The organism is Chryseobacterium sp. T20 (genome assembly GCF_047345655.1).
Classification (GTDB): domain Bacteria; phylum Bacteroidota; class Bacteroidia; order Flavobacteriales; family Weeksellaceae; genus Chryseobacterium.
Genome location: NZ_JBLFDU010000015.1, coordinates 45,538 through 64,376 on the forward strand (window position 1 = coordinate 45,538; position 18,839 = coordinate 64,376).

The following is an 18,839-nucleotide window of genomic DNA, read 5'->3' on the forward strand; positions in this document are numbered from 1 at the left end:
AGATGGGAAATAGGACTTTGATCAGTAATAAGAACTGAGCTTTTTATGGTTAGTAAAAAGCTGGTTTATCACCATAAACACCAGGTTTATTGACACCTACACTGGCCCGGACATCTTTTTCAGGATGCTCTATAATATTGGCGATATAGGCCGCTACTGCTTTTCGGGCTACTTCAGTTCCGATAAAAGGCTCTCCCTTTTGTGTTGTTTCATAATCAGTTTCATTTTTATCCGTTAACCATGAGGGGCGAACAATCGTGTAATCAAGGCTGGATCTCTCAATAATCTGAGCCGCTTTACTATATCTTACCAGCTCAGAACCAATAATTCTGTTGTTCCATTCTCCAAACTTACCAGCAACCTCATCATAGATACCAAGTGAGGTTACAAAAATGAGTCTTTTTTTAGCATTGGCTTCCATCGTATTGACAATTGCTGAAGCCATTTTATCTACTTGTCCTGCAAGATTGGCATATACAATATCACTTTTCTTTATGGCTTCCGTAAGATCATCCTGATTCAGGACATCACCAAGAATGATGTTTGAAGATGAGGCAAACCCCTTCACGTGATCTGCATTTCTGGCAAATAATGTTAATGAAATATTTTTATTGGGAATAAGGAATTCAATGACGTGTTGAGCAATAGCTCCGCCTGCACCCAATACCAAAACTTTTGTTGTTTCCATTTTTTATGTTGTTTTAAACAATGAGGTCAGAACTCATCTGACCTCATTAGTTATTTAATTATAAATTTTCTTTGTAAAAAGGGATAAGCTTTTCCAATGCAATTTTTACTGGTTCCGGTTTGTCATAAAGATCATAATGTGACCAGCCATCAACCACTACTAATTCTTTCTTCTGAGAAGCAGCACGGCGGATGATTTCAAATCCATCTCTGTATGCTCCGAATGCTCCTGGTTTACGTCCCACAATGACTAATAACGGTTGGGTTAGTAATTTTTCAGCAAGGTTATATGCATCCCAGGTTAGGGCAGCTGCATTATGAGAGAATAATGTTTTGTTTACCCCATTGGCGCTTTCTCCACGGGAAGTACGGTAATATTCAGTAGCTTCCAGAAGATCAATGTCTGCATTCTTGTCAGCTTTAGCCATTTCATAAGTAGGGTAAAGCCCTTGATCCACTCTTAAAGCAGCTCCTCTTGCTTCTGCTGTTCTCTGTTCTGCAATCGCTTCAAGATTAGCAATCGGATCACCGAATTCACGCATTACACGACCATAATTAGCTCCGGTTACTGTTGCAACAGCTTTGATACGACGTTCTTTCATTGTAGCATTGATAGAGTAGCCTCCTGCACCACAAATTCCTAAAACTCCGATTCTCTTTTCATCTACGAAGGGAAGAGTCACTAGATAATCACAGGCATAGCTATAATCTTCTACACGGAATGACGGATCTTCTAAAAATTTCGGTTCACCACCACTTTCTCCCTGAAAAGAAGCGTCTGGAACTAAAACTACAAATCCTGCATCAGCAAATGCCTGTCCATAGACATTTCCAGAAGTCTGTTCTTTACAGCTTCCGATAGGGTGCGTACTGATGATGGTAGGGTATTTTTTATTTTCATCGAAATCTGGCGGGAATATTAGATCTGCTGCTATATCCCAATACAATGCTTTGAATTTTACTGACTTTTTCATGTTTTAATATTTTTAATTGTTATAAAATTTGTTTGTTTTATGAATTGCTTTTTAGAGTAGTTTCAAAAAAGGTGTTGATTCTGTCAACGGCTTGATCTACATAAGTGGATACGTCATACAGATCAAAATGATTGGCTCCGTCTACTATAAAAAGTTCTTTTGTTTTGCTGGCAGCTCTTTCATACAGAAAATCACTGTTCCATTTTGAAAGGGCATTACTTCCGGCTATGATAAGTAAAGGCTGGGTAAGTAGAGTATCTACACGGTCAAATGCGTGGAATGCAATCAGACCCGGTAAATCTGTTAACAGATATTCTCCTGTGGAATTAGGATGCTGTGCTCTTGGAGTTTTGTAATAGTCATATCCATCAGTGGCTTCTTTTCCCCAGGCTTCATTTCTTTCACCCACCCAGTTTAAATAAATGGGATCAGCTCCATTAGCCTCTGCTGTTCTTTGGTTATTGGCGGAATTCAGTGTTTCAGGAATATTCACTGTTCCTCCCTGTCCATTCCATCCTTTGTGGTACATCTCACCGATATCAACTGCACTCACGGTTGCCAAAGCCTTAATACGATGGTCTTGTGTCGTAGCGGCTACGAAATATCCGCCACTGGCGCAGATTCCGATTCCTGCTATTTGACCAGCATCTACATAAGGTAAAGTGGTTAAATAATCCACCGCTGCACTTATATCCGCTACTCGGAAATTTGGGTTTTCCTGATGGCGTGGTGTTCCTTCGCTATCTCCTTGGTAACAAGCATCAAAAGCAAGAGTTATAAATCCTTTCGCAGCCATTTTTTCGGCATAGATTCCTGCGGTTTGTTCTTTTACTCCTCCGGCAGGGTGACCTATCACAATAGCAGGATATTTTTTTGTGGCATCAAAGTTTTCCGGAGTATAGAGATTAGCGGCTATACTCAGTTCCTTATTCTTAAAGTATATTGATTCTGGTTTCATATTGTATCTTATTAAATGTTTGTTCATTTTGATAAGACAAAGTTATGATGAGGTTGATGCTCTATTTGAAAACAAAATACTTTAAAACGGAAACATTTTACTGATTTCTGAATACCTTGGGCGAAATTCCTGTTTTTTTCCGGAAGAACCGGGTAAAATAGGTGGGATATTCGAAACCTAAGCTATACGCTATTTCATTAATAGTAAGCTTTGTATCTCTAAGTTTAGCCTTTGCAGATTGTATGATATACTGATGAATGTGTTCTATGGGAGATTGCCCTGTAAAATGTTTAATGACGTCTCCAAAATAATTGACAGAAAGATGCGCTCTGTCTGCAAAATAAGAAACAGTAGGAAAGGTATCTATATCATAATCTTTTCCAAAATACCAATCCAGATCCTTATAAAAATCGGCAACTACTTTATTATAAACTTTACTTCTCGATTCAAACTGACGTTCGTAAAAGTTTTGAGTATAGGAAAGAATGAGAACAGCATACGATACCAAAATATCCTGCGAGAAATCTTCCCGCTGATATTCTTCATAAGCTTTTATAAAAAGATCATACAGGACTTTACTTTCCCGATCAGTCAGAAATAATGCTTCATGGCGAGTATAACCAGTAAATGTATAATCTTTTGCATATTTATCTAGCAGTTTTGGATTAACAAAAATTCCATATCCTATAAAAGGATGTTCCAGATCCCATTCCATATTATTTCCCGGTTTATCCAGGAAAAGACAGGAGCTTGACATTTCTTCAACCGGAGGCTGTACTGCAATATTATTTTTGATGGCAATCACGTAGAATTCCAGTTCTACAGAAGGAGATTTTAAAAGTAAATTCTCATGCTCATCATAATGAATGACTTGGATAGCATCACTACTGGAGCCTTGTACATTAATGTACTTTAAAAAGGATGATATGTTATAGGATTTCGCCATTGTATTATTTATTCAAAAATAAGCAAATACTTCATGAGGTAATGAAACTTATTACAGTAAGAACGAAACAATTTACAGGTTTGTAATGAAGGTAATCCATACAGGATTTTTTTGCAACAGTAAAATGTTTCTATAAAAAAGTAATTTGTATACTCATTCAAAGAGCCAATGCTTTTAGATTTGTACCTGTATAAATCAAGATGTCTTCGACATCAGAATAATTAAAAAAACAAAAATATGGATTCATTTACAGTAAAGGCATATGGTACAGCAGCACAGGATATTCCTTTGGAAGAAATGCATATTCAGCGTCGTAAAGTTCTACCTAAAGATGTAGAAATTGAGATTTTATATTGTGGAGTTTGTCATACGGATTTACACAAATCCAGAAATGATTGGGGAGGTTCTACCTATCCGGTTGTCCCGGGACATGAAATTGTTGGAAGGGTAACAAAAGTAGGTAATGAAGCTTTTAAATATAGTATTGGCGATCTTGTTGCCGTAGGATGTCTGGTTGATTCATGCAGAACATGCCCGAATTGCCAGAAAGATTTGGAGCAATATTGCCTGAACGGTTTTACCGTAACTTATGGTGGGGTTGATAAGCATCTAGGAGGCTCAACGTATGGTGGATTTGCAGAAAAGATTGTAGTAGATGAGGATTTTGTTCTGAAAGTGCCTGAAAATGTAGATGCAGCTGCTATCGCACCTGTTCTTTGTGCAGGAATCACTGTCTGGTCACCACTAAGACACTGGAAAGTAGGAGAAGGATCAAAAGTAGCCATCATTGGTCTTGGAGGATTGGGACACATGGGAATTAAGCTGGCAAAAGGGCTTGGAGCAGAAGTTACCCTGTTCTCAAGAAGTGCTGAGAAGGCTTCCGATGCTACAAGACTTGGAGCAGATCATGTGGTGATATCTACCAGTGTAGCGGATATGAAATCTGTTGCCGCAAAATTTGACCTGATTATTGATACCGTTCCTTACGATCATGATATCACACCCTATATGCACACTCTGGCAACCGATGGAACATTGGTATTGGTAGGATATTTTGGTGATTTTGAAAAGAAATTCAGCACTCTTCCATTATATATGAGACGTTTTGTAGTGGGATCTGTCATCGGAGGCATTGCAGAAACTCAGGAATTGTTAGATTTCTGTGGCAAAACAGGAATTGTATCAGACATCGAGATGATCGATATCCAAAATGTAAATGAAGCCTTTGAAAGAATGGAAAAAGGGGATGTTCGCTACCGTTTCGTGATTGATATGAAATCTTTGAAAAACTAAAAACAAAAAATCAGTAAAATGTATCTTTTATTAAGTGAAATGTTTTCGTGTCAAAGAGCGGGCTGTTTGTACATTTGATATAACTAAATAGAGAATGACAGTTGTTGGAAAACCAATCTTGTAATCTTGATTAAAAATGAACTGTCAATTGAAATAACACAATCATTTAAAAATTTAATAGTATGGCACTCACATTAAGAAGTAAAAACTTCAAAAACGGTGATTTACTCCCTAACGAGCAAGTGATCAACGGAATGGGGTATAGCGGTGATAATCGTTCGCCACATTTATCCTGGGATGGTGCCCCTGCAGGTACCCGTAGTTTTGCAATAACAATGTATGATCCTGATGCCCCAACGGGGTCAGGCTGGTGGCACTGGGTAGTAGCGAATATCCCCTCCAATGTTCATGAATTTCCTGAAGGTGCCGGAAATACGGGAAGCGTTTTACCTGCAGGTGTTTTGCAAACCATTACAGATTTTGGAGTTTCCGGTTATAACGGGGCAGGAACGCCAAAACGACAGAGCCACCGTTATATTTTCACTATTCATGCTTTAAGTGTAGATAAGCTGGATATAAAAGAAAACTCTAGTGGAGCAGCAGTGGGTGCGGCGATCTATTATACCAGTTTAGGTTCCGCAACATTGACTACACATTTTGGATCATAGTACATTTTAAGAACCTACAGGTTTTCATATTCAATCAGAAAACAGAAGGTATAATCATTAAAAATTCCTGATGTGATTTTTCAATGTTGTAAGAAAAATCATTGATAAATCATATTGGGATATATAGAAAACAGTAACACTGATGAAATCAAAAATAAAAGTAATCATTACAGGGGCTACTGGAATGGTAGGTGAAGGAGTATTGCAGGAATGCATTGTCAATCAAAAAGTAGAAAAGATCCTGCTGATCAACCGCAATCCAAGTGGTTATACCCATCCTAAAATTGAAGAAATTATACAGGCAGACTTAAGTGATATTTCTGGTTTAATTGAGAAAATAAAAGGATATGATGCCTGTTATTTTTGTCTTGGGGTTTCATCGGTGGGAATGAAAGAAGAAGACTATAAGAAAGTGACTTATGATCTCACCCTGGGATTTGCTAAAACACTTGCACTGGTTAATCCGGGAATGACTTTCTGTTATGTTTCAGGAGGCGGAACGGATAGCAGCGAAAAAGGAAAGCAAATGTGGGCAAGGGTAAAAGGAAAGACCGAAAATGATTTGATGAAGCTGTCATTAGATGCATATAACTTCCGGCCTGCTTTTATGCAGCCTACAGCTGGAGCAAAGAATGCAAAAGGTTTTTATAAATTCATTAATGCTATTTATCCCTTTTTGAGATTGTTCAGTAAAACTTTCTTTCTGACGCTGAAAGAAGTAGGAATGGCGATGATCAATGTATCGCTTGGTGGTTCTTCGAAACATATTCTGGAAGTAAAAGATATATCTCAACTCTCACAGAAACAATAGTAGATAGCTACTCTTGAATTTCGTACATGGAATGTTTAGGAAGAACAAATATTTGTAGGAATTGCGGTATTTTTCATCATCGGAGCGAGTTGAAAATATTCGTTTTAATAGAACTTTTGGCCCCATTGAAGCGTACAAAAAGCGAATTTCTCTAAAAGTATTCAGACGCCAGTAATATTAACCCATAAAAACATATCATCATAAATTGAAATGACGGCTTGTTTTTATGGGTTATTGATTTGGTGGTCAATCTATTTCATGTAACGATTAAACCAGTTTATGAGCTTTTCAGGATGTTGACCGAAGTGATTGTATGCATAGAAACGCTGATTACTTTCTTCGATCCAAAGTAGTTCTTTTTCTTCTGTCCCTAAAGCTTCGAAAATTTCATTACCGTCTTTCTCTGCCTTAACCAGAAAATCTCTTCGGAGCTGAACCATCATGGTTGGTACTTTAACGTATTTAGCATATGGTGTTGGTGTTTCGTCTTTTAAGTGAAAACCTGTTAGTTGATGAAGTCGTTCATCTAATTGTTGTGCTGCTTTGTCAGGGTCAGCATTGATCATTTCCGCACCTGCTTCAATAAAGGAACGAGCAGAAACAATATTTAGGAACAATGCGGCCTTTATGTTAGTAAAATCTTCGGGAAATTTAGCCATGGCCATTACGGTCGAAATAGATCCCATACATCTACTATAAATTCCAACTGTCATATCAGCAAGATCTTTACGGCTTTTAGCATACCGGACTGAACCGACTACGTCACGGCATTCAAATTGTCCTAGGCCTGAAATGCCACCATTTCCTTGCCCGCTTAAACCGTGATTACGTAAGTCATAAGTAAGGATGTTGTAACCGGCATCGTGCAAGTGTTTTAGCTCTGGAAGAAAGTTTACTTCAAAGCCGCCGAACATAATATTCCAAGGTGGCAAATGACCTGGATAACCATATCGATTACAGGGCATGGGATGATTTATAATTAAAAGCTTATTTGAATTTGTTGGTATATACCATCCTTCCAGTGGTACTCCGTCTAGTGAAGGAAAGAATACATCTTCGTATTCCATCCCATATTCGTCCGGTCTTCTTAATACAGGTGTTCTGTCGCCGTGTGCAAATAATTGAGCGTATTGCTCGATCATAGGATGCAGTTTGTGTGAAATGACACTCGCGATATTTTCTACTACGTTTCCTATATAGTCAGTTACTTTTGCGTCATTCTGCCCAATGTTTTTTGTTTTTTGTTCCATAATTTCAAATATTTAAGTTTAGCGTAAGTAACTAGAACAAACATTGTTCCCCATGCTAGTTAAAATATTAAAAACCGTAAAAAGTATCGTTTTTTAAGTAATTTGTTTTCTAAAATAGAACCAATATGATGAATATTAAAAACGGAAATGTTCGAGGAATTACGCTCTTAATGTTAATTTTCTATCTAAGGTTTTGACAAGAGCAAAAAGTACCCTTCGGTCATTGTCTCTCATCCAAGTTGGTGAAATTAATGAACAGACAGCCGTTTTTTATGCAGTAGAACTTTCTGAGAAAGGATTTATAATGTTTCTTTTAATGCGTCTTATTATGGAGGACGTATGGCATAATCACCTAAGCTGGAAAACCCTTATACATACACAGAATATGTAAGTGCGGTCATTGATTATGTAACAAAATGTTTTAGTCGGTCATAATTGTGTGATAAGTAGCAATACCATTTATAATGGTTCGAGATACTCTTTTAATACTAAATTTAAAACGTCATAAAAATTGTTACATACATCTATATCGTGTATTTTTTTTAATATTTATATAGGTTTTGTCAAAATTTCATTTCAATAATATTTAGAAAACTGCTGGTAGATACTACATGTTAGTATATCTTTTGTCAGGTTTTGGAATTTTTAATTATATGTTTCAATTCTGGGTCATTTTCAATTCTTTGAATCTCATTCGCAATTATGATTGAAACATCAAGTTTTATCTGGCGGTAATTTTCATCAATTTCTTTCTCCATACTATCTTCTCCTTTCTCTGAAAGAAAGGAGCGAATCTGTGGAATCGGTATGTAATTCTTGGTTTCATTGGCAACTTTTTCATTATCTACTACGATCTGGGCATGGAATATCTTTTGGTCTATTTTCTCCCCAAAATTGTCAGCAACAGCGCCTACAAACATTCCCTGTGATAAAGTTGAAATCTTAGATGCGGGAATCAGGCTATCCAGCTGCGTTGAAATGGATGAGCTTGTATCATTTCTATTGATACTTATGGACTGTCTTTTTTGTACAATTTTCCCAAATCTTTCTGAAAGGGTTTTTGCAGTGTCCCCAACAACCTGTCCTGCGAATATATTACCAACAATGTTTTGTATTACTCTAGATTCTTTATCGCCATAATCCCTTGTTAACATTGAAAAGTCCTGCAATCCCAGGCAGACCGATATTAAATTACTTCTGGCACTTGCGATCAGATTATCTAGTCCCCGAAAAAATATTTGTGGCAACTCATCGATAATTAGGGAGCACTTTAATTGCTTCTTTTTGTTGATTAAACGGACAATCCTTGAATTATAAAGTCCTAGAGCAGCTGAATATATATTTTGCCGATCAGGATTACTTCCTACACATAAGATCTTGGGAGCGTCGGGATTGTTAATATCAAGACTAAAATCGTCTCCGCTCATTACCCAATAGAGTTTTGGAGATATAATTCTTGATAATGGTATTTTAGCCGATGCGATCTGTCCTTGGAGCTGGTCCTGAGCTCCACCTTCCCACGCGTCAAGGAATGGACTTAGGTAGTTTTCAAGTTCGGGATAACTTGTAAGTATGGTAAAAAGATCTGCATACTTCTTGTTCAAAAGTTCAATAGCGTGAGGAAATGTACAATACTTCCCGTCTTGATAAATCTTAAGAAACCAGATAATTGAAGCAAGTAGTATTATGGGAGATTCAACAAAGAAATCGCCCTGCTTCTGAATCCATGTTCTATTTAAGTTTAACATTATGGTATATGCTGATTCGTATGCATCTGATATATCTGTCAAAAATGACGGACTTAAAGGATTACAACGATGGCTGCGACGTGGATCGTCAAAGTTTAAGACATAAAACTGTGGTCTGACTTTATATTTATCATAATGCTTCAGCAAATGGTTATATACAATGACAGAAAGATCATCAAACTTAAAATCGAAAACATACATTGAAAATCCCTTCTCGATGTGTTGCTTGATATAATTATTGATTATAGCATAGCTTTTTCCAGATCCTGGCGTCCCAGCAACGATTGCTGCACGAAAAGGATTCACCACATTAATATATCCATCGTTCCATTTACCCTTATAGTAGAATTTGGTAGGTAAGTTGACCGAATATTCGTTTTCGATAAGTCTGGTTTCCTGTAAGAAACTTTCGTTTTCGTTGTTAAAAGGGTCGTCCATTAACCTGCTTTTAAGCAGTCTGCTCATCCATAATCCGGCAACCATAAGTAGGATAAATCCGGCAGAGGTTGTTAGCATATATAGCGACGCAGAAATTTGGAGAATGGGGAAATTTAAGAGATACAAGATTGAACCTATGATTAGACAGGTATTTATTTTTCTCCATTTTATCTTTTCATTTTTCACCCCTTTTGTGCCCAAACAGCTGAGCGCCAATAAAATCAGGGCAAACAACTTGCTGTAAGAAGAATTAGAGAACAAGCCTGAGGTTCTCTGAAAATTCTTCAATATCCTCTCCAAAACTTCAAGGGTCCATCCCTGCTCATGAAAGGAAGAATAACAGAACCAATAGAAATTCATCAGTACCAATAAGATACTTACTGCGCGCATAAAGGCCATAATCTTGGCTAATCCCCGTAAATCGTCTTCTTGCATAATAAACTGTTTTCAGCATAGATATAAGGATGGCTATGACTATTTTTCAATGTGAACTACAGAAACCTATAAAGACCTATATTGTCTCAATTCTGGGGATTAGTTAATTGATATGTAGCTGATTAATATCAGATGTTATGCATTGCATATATTGTATTACCGTTATATCTTTGGAGCCTTTAAATTTTAAGAAAGCGTTTATTGGAGTTAAATATTACTAAATAAAAGATAATGGGATGTTTTATTGATCGCTGTCGGAATGTGATGGATGATATGGAATTGGGAATTGTGAAAAAGAAAGACGGGGATTTATATAGTGCATCCACAATTCGGAGTATGCGCAGTAACATCCGTGTCGTACATAATTTTGTAGTTGCTACGCGTGGTCTACTTAGAATGGAAGACGTAAATAAAGAACTTGTAGGCGATTTCCATCAATTTTTGCTTGAAAAAAACCTGGCTAAAAATACTATTTCAGGAAGACTTAACGGACTTCGATTTTGGATAAGAAGATTCTGCGGTGAAAAATTAATTGATTACTGTGGAGAACGTGGAAAATACCCGATGGAAATTACCACGGCAATCGCTTTAAGTATTGAGGAATTAAGGACATTGTATAATTTATCATTGCCAAATGGCCAGAAAAAAGTCCTCGATATTTTTATTTGTCAGTGTTTCTTAGGTCTGCGAGTTGGAGATATGTTTAAATTTTTAAAAAATATCGCTGTACGGCAACGTACATTGGATGGGCATGTTTTTTTCGAAATATTAACGGGCAAAAAAGGTAGTCCTGTCGTTATTCCGGCCGCAATAATCGTTATGCAGATCTTTAGAAAATACGGTAATTCCCTACAAAAAGGATTTTCGGAATCGCACTATAATACTACGCTAAAGAAAATAGTTGAAAAGTCTACAATTGAAAGAGACGTTGTTTTTTTTAGAACGCAAGGAGCGAAGAAAACGGAAAAAATTGTAAAGCTTTCATCATTAACAAGTAGTCATACTGCAAGGAGAACCTTTGCAACTAATGGCTATCTCGCTGGAATAAGTCCGTTTGACCTCATGAAGATAACGGGCCACAAGTCGCTGAATTCTTTTTTTAGGTACATGAGATGTGACAATATCGCAGTTGCACTGAAAATTTCTACACACCAATTTTTTAAAATAGACTTTTCGGAATCAGTAATCGATTGAAGTATTTATATTTTGCTGTAAAATTCATATAATTAGGGAGAATTTTACACGTAACTTTTTTTCTATGCAGGACACAATTGGCAAATATGAGGAGCATTTTGACAAACAGGTATTCCGGGTAACTTATAAATTAAAGGATTATCAGGTCATTCTACTTAAAAAGGATCTGAAAAAAGATCTTAAGGAAATAAGCATACTTTTAGATGGTGTTGTTCAGAAAATGATTAAAGAGGAGGGAAAGTGGCGTTTTGAACATGGTAATGACCGGGAGCTGGCCAATGATATCTGGCGTGCGATTTCATTACGGTATCGAATCTTCGTGTGATTATTCTTACATGTGAACGAGGAAAAAAAGTGGATAAGATGTCGTTATCCACTTGTCCAGATATAGTAAATACTATTTTTTAAGATCATTTTCTTTTGACCCGGCCTGTACGTTAGCATCTTCTAGGTTGGATGCCATTTTGCCTTTAAGTTTATCGAAACTTTCGGCTACCGTACTGGCTACATTGTTTGCCGTGTCTTTAATATTTGAGGAAACATTGTTATACTGATCTTTTACAGCTTCGGTAACTTCACCATATGTATTCTTCGCTTGATCTTTTAAATCCTCTGATTTCTTTTTTATTTTCTTTCTGGTTTCCTGTCCACTATCTGGAGCAAATAGGAGCCCTACAAGCGCTCCAATAGCAGCACCTGCCAGCATTCCCAGAACCAAGCCCGTTTTGTTATTTTTTTCGTTGCACATTGTATATATATTTTAAGTGGTTTATAAATAACTGAATACAAAAAAATACAATTAATATACCAATTTAAGCTCTTCTCGAGTTAAAAGTAATTTTCAGGTAATAGTCGTAACATTCGACCGTAATTAGACCTATTAACTAATTTATTCTTGGTTACCAATATAAGATATGATTTAAAACGTTAGCCTGTCGACAATCTATATTTTAAATTGTGATTCTAACAAAAATGAAAGCTTATGCAAGACAATGTACGAGTACGGTGATCTTAATCTAAGAGATGGATCTGGAAAAAAATAAAAGAATTTCCTCACCCGCGCAGTACCTCGTTAACAATGTTTTGATCCAGAAACAAATATTACTCATGATCCTTTGGATGACTTGCGTGTTTCATGCATTTAATTTTGGTTATCTATCGATATATTTTTCAGTTACCTTCCAAACATCCGATTTTTCAATATTCTGTAAAACCCATGCTTTGGCTGCTATGGCAGTTCCAGCGACAGTTGTATAGGGAGCAACATACATATTAATTTGATCCGGCTCAATTACCTCGATATCACCCGTGGAAATAGCACCATCTGAAAAATCAATAATTACCTCCATATACACGCATTCCATTAACGGTCGAAAATTAAACTTTCCCAGACAACCTATATAAATATGTGTATTGTCAAAGTTAATATGTCTCATAACGCTTATATTAAATCACTCTTAAGACTCATCTTTGGTATTCTTGACAAGACTTATTCCAGAAGAGAAGAAAATAAGCGCCAAGATACCAACTACCGCCAAGTTCGTATAAGCGGTGCTTTTCATGATGAGCTCATAGCCTGTGTAAATTAATCCTCCTATCCCTAATATTGTCAGAATAGTTCCGAATATCCGTTTTACGTTCATAATTTCTTTATTATTTGTTTAATTTCTGATTATCCGAAAATTTTTCTATTGCAGCTTTTAGATCGATACCTTTACCAAGAACAGGTTTAAAAATATCACCTTCAGACTGCATTCGTTCTATCGCATTGAAAATATGGAAGTCAGACATTTTTAGGCCCTTCTTGACTTCATCCCAATGCAAAGGCATTGATACAGTGGCACCAGGTTTAGGTCGAACGGAATAAACCGAGGCAATAGTGGCATGCGGCCTGTTCTGTAGAAAATCAAGGTACATTTTCCCCTTACGATCTTTAATAGCACGTTCAAGACTGGTATAATCAGGTAGCTCTCGATGCACCAGCGTTACAATAACACGTGCAAATTCCTTGCACTGTTCATAGGTATATTTATTACCTAATGGGATGTATATATGCAATCCTGTTGAGCCGCTCGTTTTACAATATGAGGGTACGCCCATGTCATCAAGAATTTGCTTAGTAACCTGTGCTGCTTCAATTACCTGATCAAACGAATTCTTGTCAGGATCTAGATCGATGATGCAATAGGTGGGATGTTCCGGCTTTTTGACGGTACTGTTCCAGGGATTCATTTCGATGCATCCCAAATTGGCCATGTACAGTAATGTCGCCTCGTCTTTTCCGACGAGATAATGCCTGTCTTTATCATCAGAATCACTGTGATACAAGTAAGTATCGGCCCATTCGGGTGCTGTATCAGTGACATTTTTAAAATAGAAACCTTCGTCCTCTATTCCGTTTGGAAACCTATTCATGCTCTGTGGCCTTCCTTTTAGATAAGGTAGGATAAATGGTGCTGCCTGATAATAATAGTTGATCAGATCCCTTTTCGTAATTTTTTCTTTCGGCCAGAATATTTTGTCCAGGTTGGTAAATTTTAGTTCGTGCTTATTGATCTTTCTGACCTGCGTCTTATCCTTAGGATTCAGCAAGGTCTTACGGCCATTGTCAGATCGTGAAGGTACAATTGACCTTGTATTATCCTCTTCGATTATTTCTTCAATAGGTTCTTCATTTTCAAGCACGACTTTCTTAGCACTTTTATCTTCCCGCATACCATCAAATGATGGATGCCGCATTACCCCATCGCTGGTCATTTCCGTAAAACTTACCTCACAGACAAGTTCGGGTTTAAGCCATGTTACGGTCGCATGGGGTGGATTGGGTCTGAACCGCGAAGGTTTATTGACATCGGGTTCTTCGGCAAAGGGCACTTTCTTTGAAATCAAAGGCTTGAATTGCGACATCATTTCTTTCTGCATTTTCTCATTGAACCCGGTGCCTACCTTACCCGTATAGACCAGTTTTTTACCTTCATATACGCCAACGAGGATACTGCTAAAGAGTTTGCTGGAATCGTCGTTTAAGGTAAATCCGCCAATGACTACTTCCTGCCGCTTATTGGCTTTTATCTTGAGCCAATCGCGTGAACGGTTATGGATATGATAAATGCTGTCTTTCCGTTTGGCCATAATCCCTTCAAGACTGAGTTTTTTGGCTTCCTCCAAGAAAGCAATACCGGAAGTTTCAAAATGTTCACTTACTAATATATTATTGCTCTTAGGCAGGATTTCTTTCAATATGGCTTTACGCTCGCAAAGTGTTAATTCCGTAAGATCTTTCTCTTTGTACCATAAGATATCGAATATATAATAAACCAGATCGCCGTCCGCTTCACTCCGCCAGTTCTGTAATGAACCGAAATTCGCGGTACCATTTTTGGAGAGTACAACAACCTCACCATCAATGATTGCATCAAGATCCATATCTTTTAACGCGTCATATACCGGATAAAACTTTTCATTAAAGCTTTTATCATTGCGCGATTTAAGCTCTACCTTACTATCTTTCATAAATGCTACGGCCCTATAGCCGTCCCATTTCACTTCATAAATCCAGCCTTCATCATCAAAAGGTTTATCGACAAGGGTAGCAAGCATAGGTTCCACAGTGGTATAAAAAGCCTGTTTGGGTGCCTTTTTTAATAATTCGGCAACTTTTTTCGATGCTTTTATTCCGTCTGCAGATACAGCCTCCAACTGATCTGTTATTATTTCAGCGGCCTCATTTGCGGTGGACTTTTTATCCTTTACTGTGGTATCTTTCTTGATGATATTTTTCCCGTACACCCTGTCCGGAGATTTTTCCATCTGGGCAATGGTCTTTTTTGAAATAACGGATTTATCTTTAAGTGTAACATCATCTGTTGTGGCATATTTGTCATCAAGCTTAAATAATAGCCATCCATTCTCGCCCCTTCCATGGGCCTTCACAAGAACAAACTCACCTTTGAGCTTACTGCCATTGAGTTTGAATTTTATTTTTCCTGAATAGAGCTGATGGAGCAGACTTTTTTCCATCTTTTTAAGATCTTCCCCTTCAAAATCAACGGCTTCATAGGTTCCCTCGTCCCACACAATCACTGTTCCGCCACCGTATTGTCCTTTAGGGATGATGCCTTCAAAATTGCGGTAATCATACGGATGATCTTCGACCATCATGGCCAGACGTTTGATTTCAGGGTCCAACGATGGCCCTTTTGGAACCGCCCAGCTTTTTAAAACGCCGTCCATTTCCAGACGAAAATCATAATGCAAATGGGAAGCATCATGTTTTTGTACTACAAAGCGTAACTCTTTCCCACTCGGCTTCCCGCCAAAAGGCTCAGGGGTTTTCTCCTCCGAACGTTTTTGGCGATATTTAGATAATCCCATAGCTTTATAATTTAAATGTTATTCGAATTAATGAAAAACAAGGTTTTACTTTCCGTGACGCTTCTTCAAATAATCTGTTAGCACTTTTCTATCGTTTGATCCGGTAGCCCGTATAGCTCCTGTAACTGCCTGGGAACTCACACCCATTTTTTCCTTAAAATATTGGATTTCGTAATTCTCTGATCCGCTTACTTTATTTCTGTCGGATTTTCCTTTTTTTGATTTGTTGTCTGTCATAATAATAGTTTAAAAGATTACAATTCAGTATTTCGATTTTTAATTAAACCTTAAGCTGGCAATCAAATATTTATATAACATCAGGTGATATAAATTCGATTGATTTCTTTTCATTTAACGCAGTTTTTTTATCAGGCATTAATAAAAGATCTTTCTATCCTTAACAAGTATTAGTCCTTCTTCATTCATTTTTTTAACGGTACGGATTACAGTTTCTACACGCAGTCCCGTCAAATTTGCAATTTGCTGTCTTGTCAAGGGAAAAGAGTAAGAAAACTGTCCTTCCACAGACGCAGATCTTTTGTAATAATCCAGAAGAGCCAGTATTTTAGGGATCGGCTCGTTTGCTGAGTTACCAAAAAGCATGGTGTATTTATAAAACAATCTATCTGATAGATGCCCTAAAAGTCTGAATACAATACTTTTATTTTCATCCAGAAGCTGTAAGAATTGTGTTTTTGGTAAATACAGTATGGAACATTCATCTTTTGCTACAGCGTTCATTGGATAATGATTCCCTCCAAACAGAAGTGATTCTCCGATACTTTGACCTGCTGATAGGATATTTAAGGTAAATTCCTTTCCATCTTCATGATAGTTATTGAGCTCTACAGTTCCTTTACTGATCTGCAGATAGGCCGCTGGGTTATCACCTCGGCTAAAAATTGTTTCTTTTGCAGCGTAATGGTGAAAAATAGCACCGTATTTAATTAGTAAATTCTCATCAATTACCATGAATAATAAACTTTTTGACAATTAACACTCCATTCTACCTAAGCCGCCAGCATGAGAATACAAATATTAGACCGATAAAGGGAATGCAAATTCAGCTAGATTTTAAGAAATTCTGATAAGGTATTATTTATTGTATTATAACAAATTTCAAAAACAAATTCATTGAACAATTGTTTATAAGATGCGCTAATAAAATACGTGGTCTATTGATCTTTCGACTGATCTGAAAGATCATTCCGAAATTTATCGAACTTATATTTTTTACATTTATGAACGGGCTTATTTTTGACGATGTCACTATTCAGATTGGTGGTACTGCACAATTTTTATTCGATCCTGAGATTGGGCAAAAATCCGTACCTGCAATTATTGAATTTCGCGGAGGTGAAAAAGCATATGCAGAAATTTCCGAAGTCCATGTAAATAGAGTAGTAATTAAAGTTGGTGAATATTCCGCGGGACCGCAGGAAAAGCTTCCCGGCGGAAGTTGGTTTTTGCAATATAATAAGAAGAATGACAATTGGAGAATAGTCAAAAAACTCTAATTAAAATAAACAGTTAAAATGCAGTATCTTGGTCGGGTTAGAGCTTTTCTTGGCAAACTGACTATTAAAATTTGAGCTAGCTTTATTGACCATGTTATGAGGCGTAATTTTTGATATCTTTAATACAATTAATTGTGAGTAAACCGATTTAAAATATACCTATGTCAAAAGCAAAGAATGACTCAAAAATCCTGGGTTTTTTTAAAAAATTAGGTCCTGGACTGATAACCGGCGCCAGTGACGACGATCCTTCGGGGATTGCGACCTATTCACAGGCAGGTGCACAATTTGGTCTGTCCACCTTGTGGACTGCGCTGCTTACTTTTCCACTGATGGCTGCCATACAGGGTATGTGTGCGAGGATTGGTCTGGTAACATGCGAAGGGTTGACAGTAACACTAAAAAAACATTACTCGAAGCCTATCCTTTATAGCATGCTGCTTTTTAGTTTTCCTGCAATTACCCTCAATATCGGAGCCGATATCCAGGGAATGGGGGCTCTAGCCCATATGATCTGGCCTAAAATTCCGGTATCAGCCTTTTGTATTGTTATTACGGCAATTCTTCTTTTTATTATCATAAACTACTCGTATCAGAAAATATCAATGATCCTGAAATGGCTGTGTTTAAGTTTATTGCTATATATAATCGTACCTTTTATGGTTGGTCAGGACTGGTTATTGGTCGCAAAAAAAACCTTGATACCTACAATAAAATTTGACAAAGATTTTCTTTCAATTATTGTAGCGATTCTAGGCACCACAATTTCCCCTTATCTCTTTTTTTGGCAGACAACTATGGAAGCAGAAGATCAGTCGCACAAGGGTTCAATCGTGGTTGACAAGCAGATACTAAATGAAATGAAGACCGATGTAAATTTGGGCATGCTGCTATCCAATATGGTCATGTTCTTTATGATACTTACAACGGGAACGGTTCTTTTTAATGGTGGAATCCATAAGATCGACACCGTGGATCAGGCCGCAAAAGCACTTGAACCACTGGCAGGGAAGCTGACCTATTTAATTTTTGCTACAGGAGTTCTGGGAACGGGAATGCTCGCAATTCCGGTGCTTGCTGGGTCACAATCTTATATGCTTGCGGAAACTTTCGGATGGAAGGCAGGTTTAGATAAAAAGTTCTCCCAAGCGAAACCGTTCTATGGATCTATAATTGTTTCACTTCTTGTAGGACTTTCGCTGGATTTCTTCGGTGTAAGCCCTATTAAAGCCCTGCTTTATACGGCAATCGTATATGGCTTGACTGCTCCTGTTATGATAGCAGTTATTATGCACATCGCAAATAATAGGAAGATTATGGGAAAGCATACAAACACAAGACTTTCAAATATTTTGGGCATCTTGACTTTTGCCCTAATGACGATAGCGGCAGTAGGATTGATTTTCTTTCTGTTCCGTTAATTCAATACACAATCTTATATTGGAACTCCCAGATTTAAAAGTAACTTTTAAAATAAGAGGTATGCATGAGTATTAATAAGTTTCTCGTTAAGCAATTAATCCGATGTAGCATGTTTTGATGCGTA

19 protein-coding genes are annotated in these 18,839 nt (G+C 37.3%); 7 read left to right on the forward strand and 12 right to left on the reverse strand.

Annotated elements, in window-relative coordinates:
* Positions 1-49 precede the first annotated feature (49 nt).
* From ACMA47_RS22895 to ACMA47_RS22910, 4 genes are all read right to left on the reverse strand, one after another.
* Positions 50-688 carry an NAD(P)H-binding protein gene (locus ACMA47_RS22895; RefSeq protein ID WP_413931630.1) on the reverse strand — a complete coding sequence of 213 codons (639 nt, stop codon included), beginning with the start codon at positions 686-688 and terminating at the stop codon, positions 50-52.
* Between the two features lie 58 nt (positions 689-746).
* Entirely contained in the window at positions 747-1,661 is a 915-nt protein-coding gene (locus ACMA47_RS22900; RefSeq protein ID WP_413931631.1) for an alpha/beta hydrolase, read from the reverse strand.
* 37 nt (positions 1,662-1,698) lie between these two features.
* Positions 1,699-2,619, reverse strand: a complete 921-nt coding sequence (locus tag ACMA47_RS22905) for an alpha/beta hydrolase (RefSeq protein ID WP_413931632.1) — start codon at positions 2,617-2,619, stop codon at positions 1,699-1,701.
* Positions 2,620-2,716: 97 nt separating this feature from the next.
* Entirely contained in the window at positions 2,717-3,565 is an 849-nt protein-coding gene (locus tag ACMA47_RS22910) for a helix-turn-helix domain-containing protein (protein ID WP_413931633.1), read from the reverse strand.
* Between the two features lie 237 nt (positions 3,566-3,802).
* On the opposite strand from ACMA47_RS22910, the gene ACMA47_RS22915 reads away from it, so the two are divergent.
* The 3 genes from ACMA47_RS22915 (at position 3,803) to ACMA47_RS22925 (ending at position 6,337) form a co-directional block, all read left to right on the forward strand.
* Positions 3,803-4,858 carry an NAD(P)-dependent alcohol dehydrogenase gene (locus ACMA47_RS22915; protein ID WP_413931634.1) on the forward strand — a complete coding sequence of 352 codons (1,056 nt, stop codon included), beginning with the start codon at positions 3,803-3,805 and terminating at the stop codon, positions 4,856-4,858.
* A 182-nt stretch (positions 4,859-5,040) separates the two neighbouring features.
* A complete protein-coding gene (locus ACMA47_RS22920; protein ID WP_413931635.1) occupies positions 5,041-5,526 on the forward strand; it encodes a kinase inhibitor in 486 nt (161 codons plus the stop codon).
* A gap of 142 nt (positions 5,527-5,668) precedes the next feature.
* Positions 5,669-6,337, forward strand: a complete 669-nt coding sequence (locus ACMA47_RS22925; RefSeq protein ID WP_413931636.1) for an NAD-dependent epimerase/dehydratase family protein — start codon at positions 5,669-5,671, stop codon at positions 6,335-6,337.
* A 251-nt stretch (positions 6,338-6,588) separates the two neighbouring features.
* On the opposite strand, the gene ACMA47_RS22930 is transcribed toward ACMA47_RS22925, so the two are convergent.
* Both ACMA47_RS22930 and mobC read right to left on the reverse strand, forming a co-directional pair.
* Positions 6,589-7,587 (reverse strand): alpha/beta hydrolase family protein, encoded by a 999-nt coding sequence (locus tag ACMA47_RS22930; RefSeq protein WP_413931637.1) that lies wholly within the window; start codon positions 7,585-7,587, stop codon positions 6,589-6,591.
* 629 nt (positions 7,588-8,216) lie between these two features.
* Positions 8,217-10,211, reverse strand: coding sequence for a conjugal transfer protein MobC (gene mobC / locus ACMA47_RS22935; protein ID WP_413931676.1), 1,995 nt, complete (start codon positions 10,209-10,211; stop codon positions 8,217-8,219).
* A gap of 270 nt (positions 10,212-10,481) precedes the next feature.
* On the opposite strand from mobC, the gene ACMA47_RS22940 reads away from it, so the two are divergent.
* Together ACMA47_RS22940 and ACMA47_RS22945 are read left to right on the forward strand one after the other, a co-directional pair.
* A complete protein-coding gene (locus tag ACMA47_RS22940) occupies positions 10,482-11,402 on the forward strand; it encodes a phage integrase SAM-like domain-containing protein (RefSeq protein WP_413931677.1) in 921 nt (306 codons plus the stop codon).
* A 64-nt stretch (positions 11,403-11,466) separates the two neighbouring features.
* Positions 11,467-11,727: a hypothetical protein gene (locus ACMA47_RS22945; protein WP_413931638.1), complete on the forward strand. Its 261-nt coding sequence runs from the start codon at positions 11,467-11,469 to the stop codon at positions 11,725-11,727.
* Positions 11,728-11,799: 72 nt separating this feature from the next.
* On the opposite strand, the gene ACMA47_RS22950 is transcribed toward ACMA47_RS22945, so the two are convergent.
* The 6 genes from ACMA47_RS22950 to ACMA47_RS22975 form a co-directional block, all read right to left on the reverse strand.
* Positions 11,800-12,150 carry a YtxH domain-containing protein gene (locus tag ACMA47_RS22950; protein ID WP_413931639.1) on the reverse strand — a complete coding sequence of 117 codons (351 nt, stop codon included), beginning with the start codon at positions 12,148-12,150 and terminating at the stop codon, positions 11,800-11,802.
* 403 nt (positions 12,151-12,553) lie between these two features.
* Positions 12,554-12,838, reverse strand: coding sequence for a hypothetical protein (locus ACMA47_RS22955; protein ID WP_413931640.1), 285 nt, complete (start codon positions 12,836-12,838; stop codon positions 12,554-12,556).
* Positions 12,839-12,859: 21 nt separating this feature from the next.
* Complete coding sequence (locus ACMA47_RS22960) at positions 12,860-13,045, reverse strand: hypothetical protein (RefSeq protein ID WP_413931641.1); 186 nt, start codon at positions 13,043-13,045, stop codon at positions 12,860-12,862.
* 10 nt (positions 13,046-13,055) lie between these two features.
* Complete coding sequence (gene ligD / locus ACMA47_RS22965; protein ID WP_413931642.1) at positions 13,056-15,776, reverse strand: DNA ligase D; 2,721 nt, start codon at positions 15,774-15,776, stop codon at positions 13,056-13,058.
* Positions 15,777-15,821: 45 nt separating this feature from the next.
* Entirely contained in the window at positions 15,822-16,013 is a 192-nt protein-coding gene (locus ACMA47_RS22970) for a DUF3606 domain-containing protein (protein WP_240582336.1), read from the reverse strand.
* 138 nt (positions 16,014-16,151) lie between these two features.
* A complete protein-coding gene (locus ACMA47_RS22975) occupies positions 16,152-16,748 on the reverse strand; it encodes a Crp/Fnr family transcriptional regulator (RefSeq protein ID WP_413931643.1) in 597 nt (198 codons plus the stop codon).
* Between the two features lie 269 nt (positions 16,749-17,017).
* On the opposite strand from ACMA47_RS22975, the gene ACMA47_RS22980 reads away from it, so the two are divergent.
* Together ACMA47_RS22980 and ACMA47_RS22985 are read left to right on the forward strand one after the other, a co-directional pair.
* Complete coding sequence (locus ACMA47_RS22980) at positions 17,018-17,293, forward strand: hypothetical protein (RefSeq protein ID WP_413931644.1); 276 nt, start codon at positions 17,018-17,020, stop codon at positions 17,291-17,293.
* A 161-nt stretch (positions 17,294-17,454) separates the two neighbouring features.
* Positions 17,455-18,714: an NRAMP family divalent metal transporter gene (locus tag ACMA47_RS22985; RefSeq protein WP_413931645.1), complete on the forward strand. Its 1,260-nt coding sequence runs from the start codon at positions 17,455-17,457 to the stop codon at positions 18,712-18,714.
* The last annotated feature ends 125 nt before the right edge of the window (positions 18,715-18,839 follow it).

What these genes read in the sequence shown, in the direction of transcription:
- ACMA47_RS22915 (WP_413931634.1), top strand. Translation starts at nt 3,803, where the DNA reads ATGGATTCATTTACAGTAAAGGCATATGGTACAGCAGCACAGGATATT.
- ACMA47_RS22960 (WP_413931641.1), bottom strand. Translation starts at nt 13,045, where the DNA reads ATGAACGTAAAACGGATATTCGGAACTATTCTGACAATATTAGGGATA.
- ACMA47_RS22895 (WP_413931630.1), bottom strand. Translation starts at nt 688, where the DNA reads ATGGAAACAACAAAAGTTTTGGTATTGGGTGCAGGCGGAGCTATTGCT.
- ACMA47_RS22985 (WP_413931645.1), top strand. Translation starts at nt 17,455, where the DNA reads ATGTCAAAAGCAAAGAATGACTCAAAAATCCTGGGTTTTTTTAAAAAA.
- ACMA47_RS22925 (WP_413931636.1), top strand. Translation starts at nt 5,669, where the DNA reads ATGAAATCAAAAATAAAAGTAATCATTACAGGGGCTACTGGAATGGTA.
- ACMA47_RS22975 (WP_413931643.1), bottom strand. Translation starts at nt 16,748, where the DNA reads ATGGTAATTGATGAGAATTTACTAATTAAATACGGTGCTATTTTTCAC.
- ACMA47_RS22950 (WP_413931639.1), bottom strand. Translation starts at nt 12,150, where the DNA reads ATGTGCAACGAAAAAAATAACAAAACGGGCTTGGTTCTGGGAATGCTG.
- ligD (WP_413931642.1), bottom strand. Translation starts at nt 15,776, where the DNA reads ATGGGATTATCTAAATATCGCCAAAAACGTTCGGAGGAGAAAACCCCT.
- ACMA47_RS22940 (WP_413931677.1), top strand. Translation starts at nt 10,482, where the DNA reads ATGGAATTGGGAATTGTGAAAAAGAAAGACGGGGATTTATATAGTGCA.
- ACMA47_RS22905 (WP_413931632.1), bottom strand. Translation starts at nt 2,619, where the DNA reads ATGAAACCAGAATCAATATACTTTAAGAATAAGGAACTGAGTATAGCC.
- ACMA47_RS22900 (WP_413931631.1), bottom strand. Translation starts at nt 1,661, where the DNA reads ATGAAAAAGTCAGTAAAATTCAAAGCATTGTATTGGGATATAGCAGCA.
- ACMA47_RS22930 (WP_413931637.1), bottom strand. Translation starts at nt 7,587, where the DNA reads ATGGAACAAAAAACAAAAAACATTGGGCAGAATGACGCAAAAGTAACT.
- ACMA47_RS22920 (WP_413931635.1), top strand. Translation starts at nt 5,041, where the DNA reads ATGGCACTCACATTAAGAAGTAAAAACTTCAAAAACGGTGATTTACTC.
- ACMA47_RS22970 (WP_240582336.1), bottom strand. Translation starts at nt 16,013, where the DNA reads ATGACAGACAACAAATCAAAAAAAGGAAAATCCGACAGAAATAAAGTA.
- ACMA47_RS22945 (WP_413931638.1), top strand. Translation starts at nt 11,467, where the DNA reads ATGCAGGACACAATTGGCAAATATGAGGAGCATTTTGACAAACAGGTA.
- ACMA47_RS22910 (WP_413931633.1), bottom strand. Translation starts at nt 3,565, where the DNA reads ATGGCGAAATCCTATAACATATCATCCTTTTTAAAGTACATTAATGTA.
- ACMA47_RS22980 (WP_413931644.1), top strand. Translation starts at nt 17,018, where the DNA reads ATGAACGGGCTTATTTTTGACGATGTCACTATTCAGATTGGTGGTACT.
- ACMA47_RS22955 (WP_413931640.1), bottom strand. Translation starts at nt 12,838, where the DNA reads ATGAGACATATTAACTTTGACAATACACATATTTATATAGGTTGTCTG.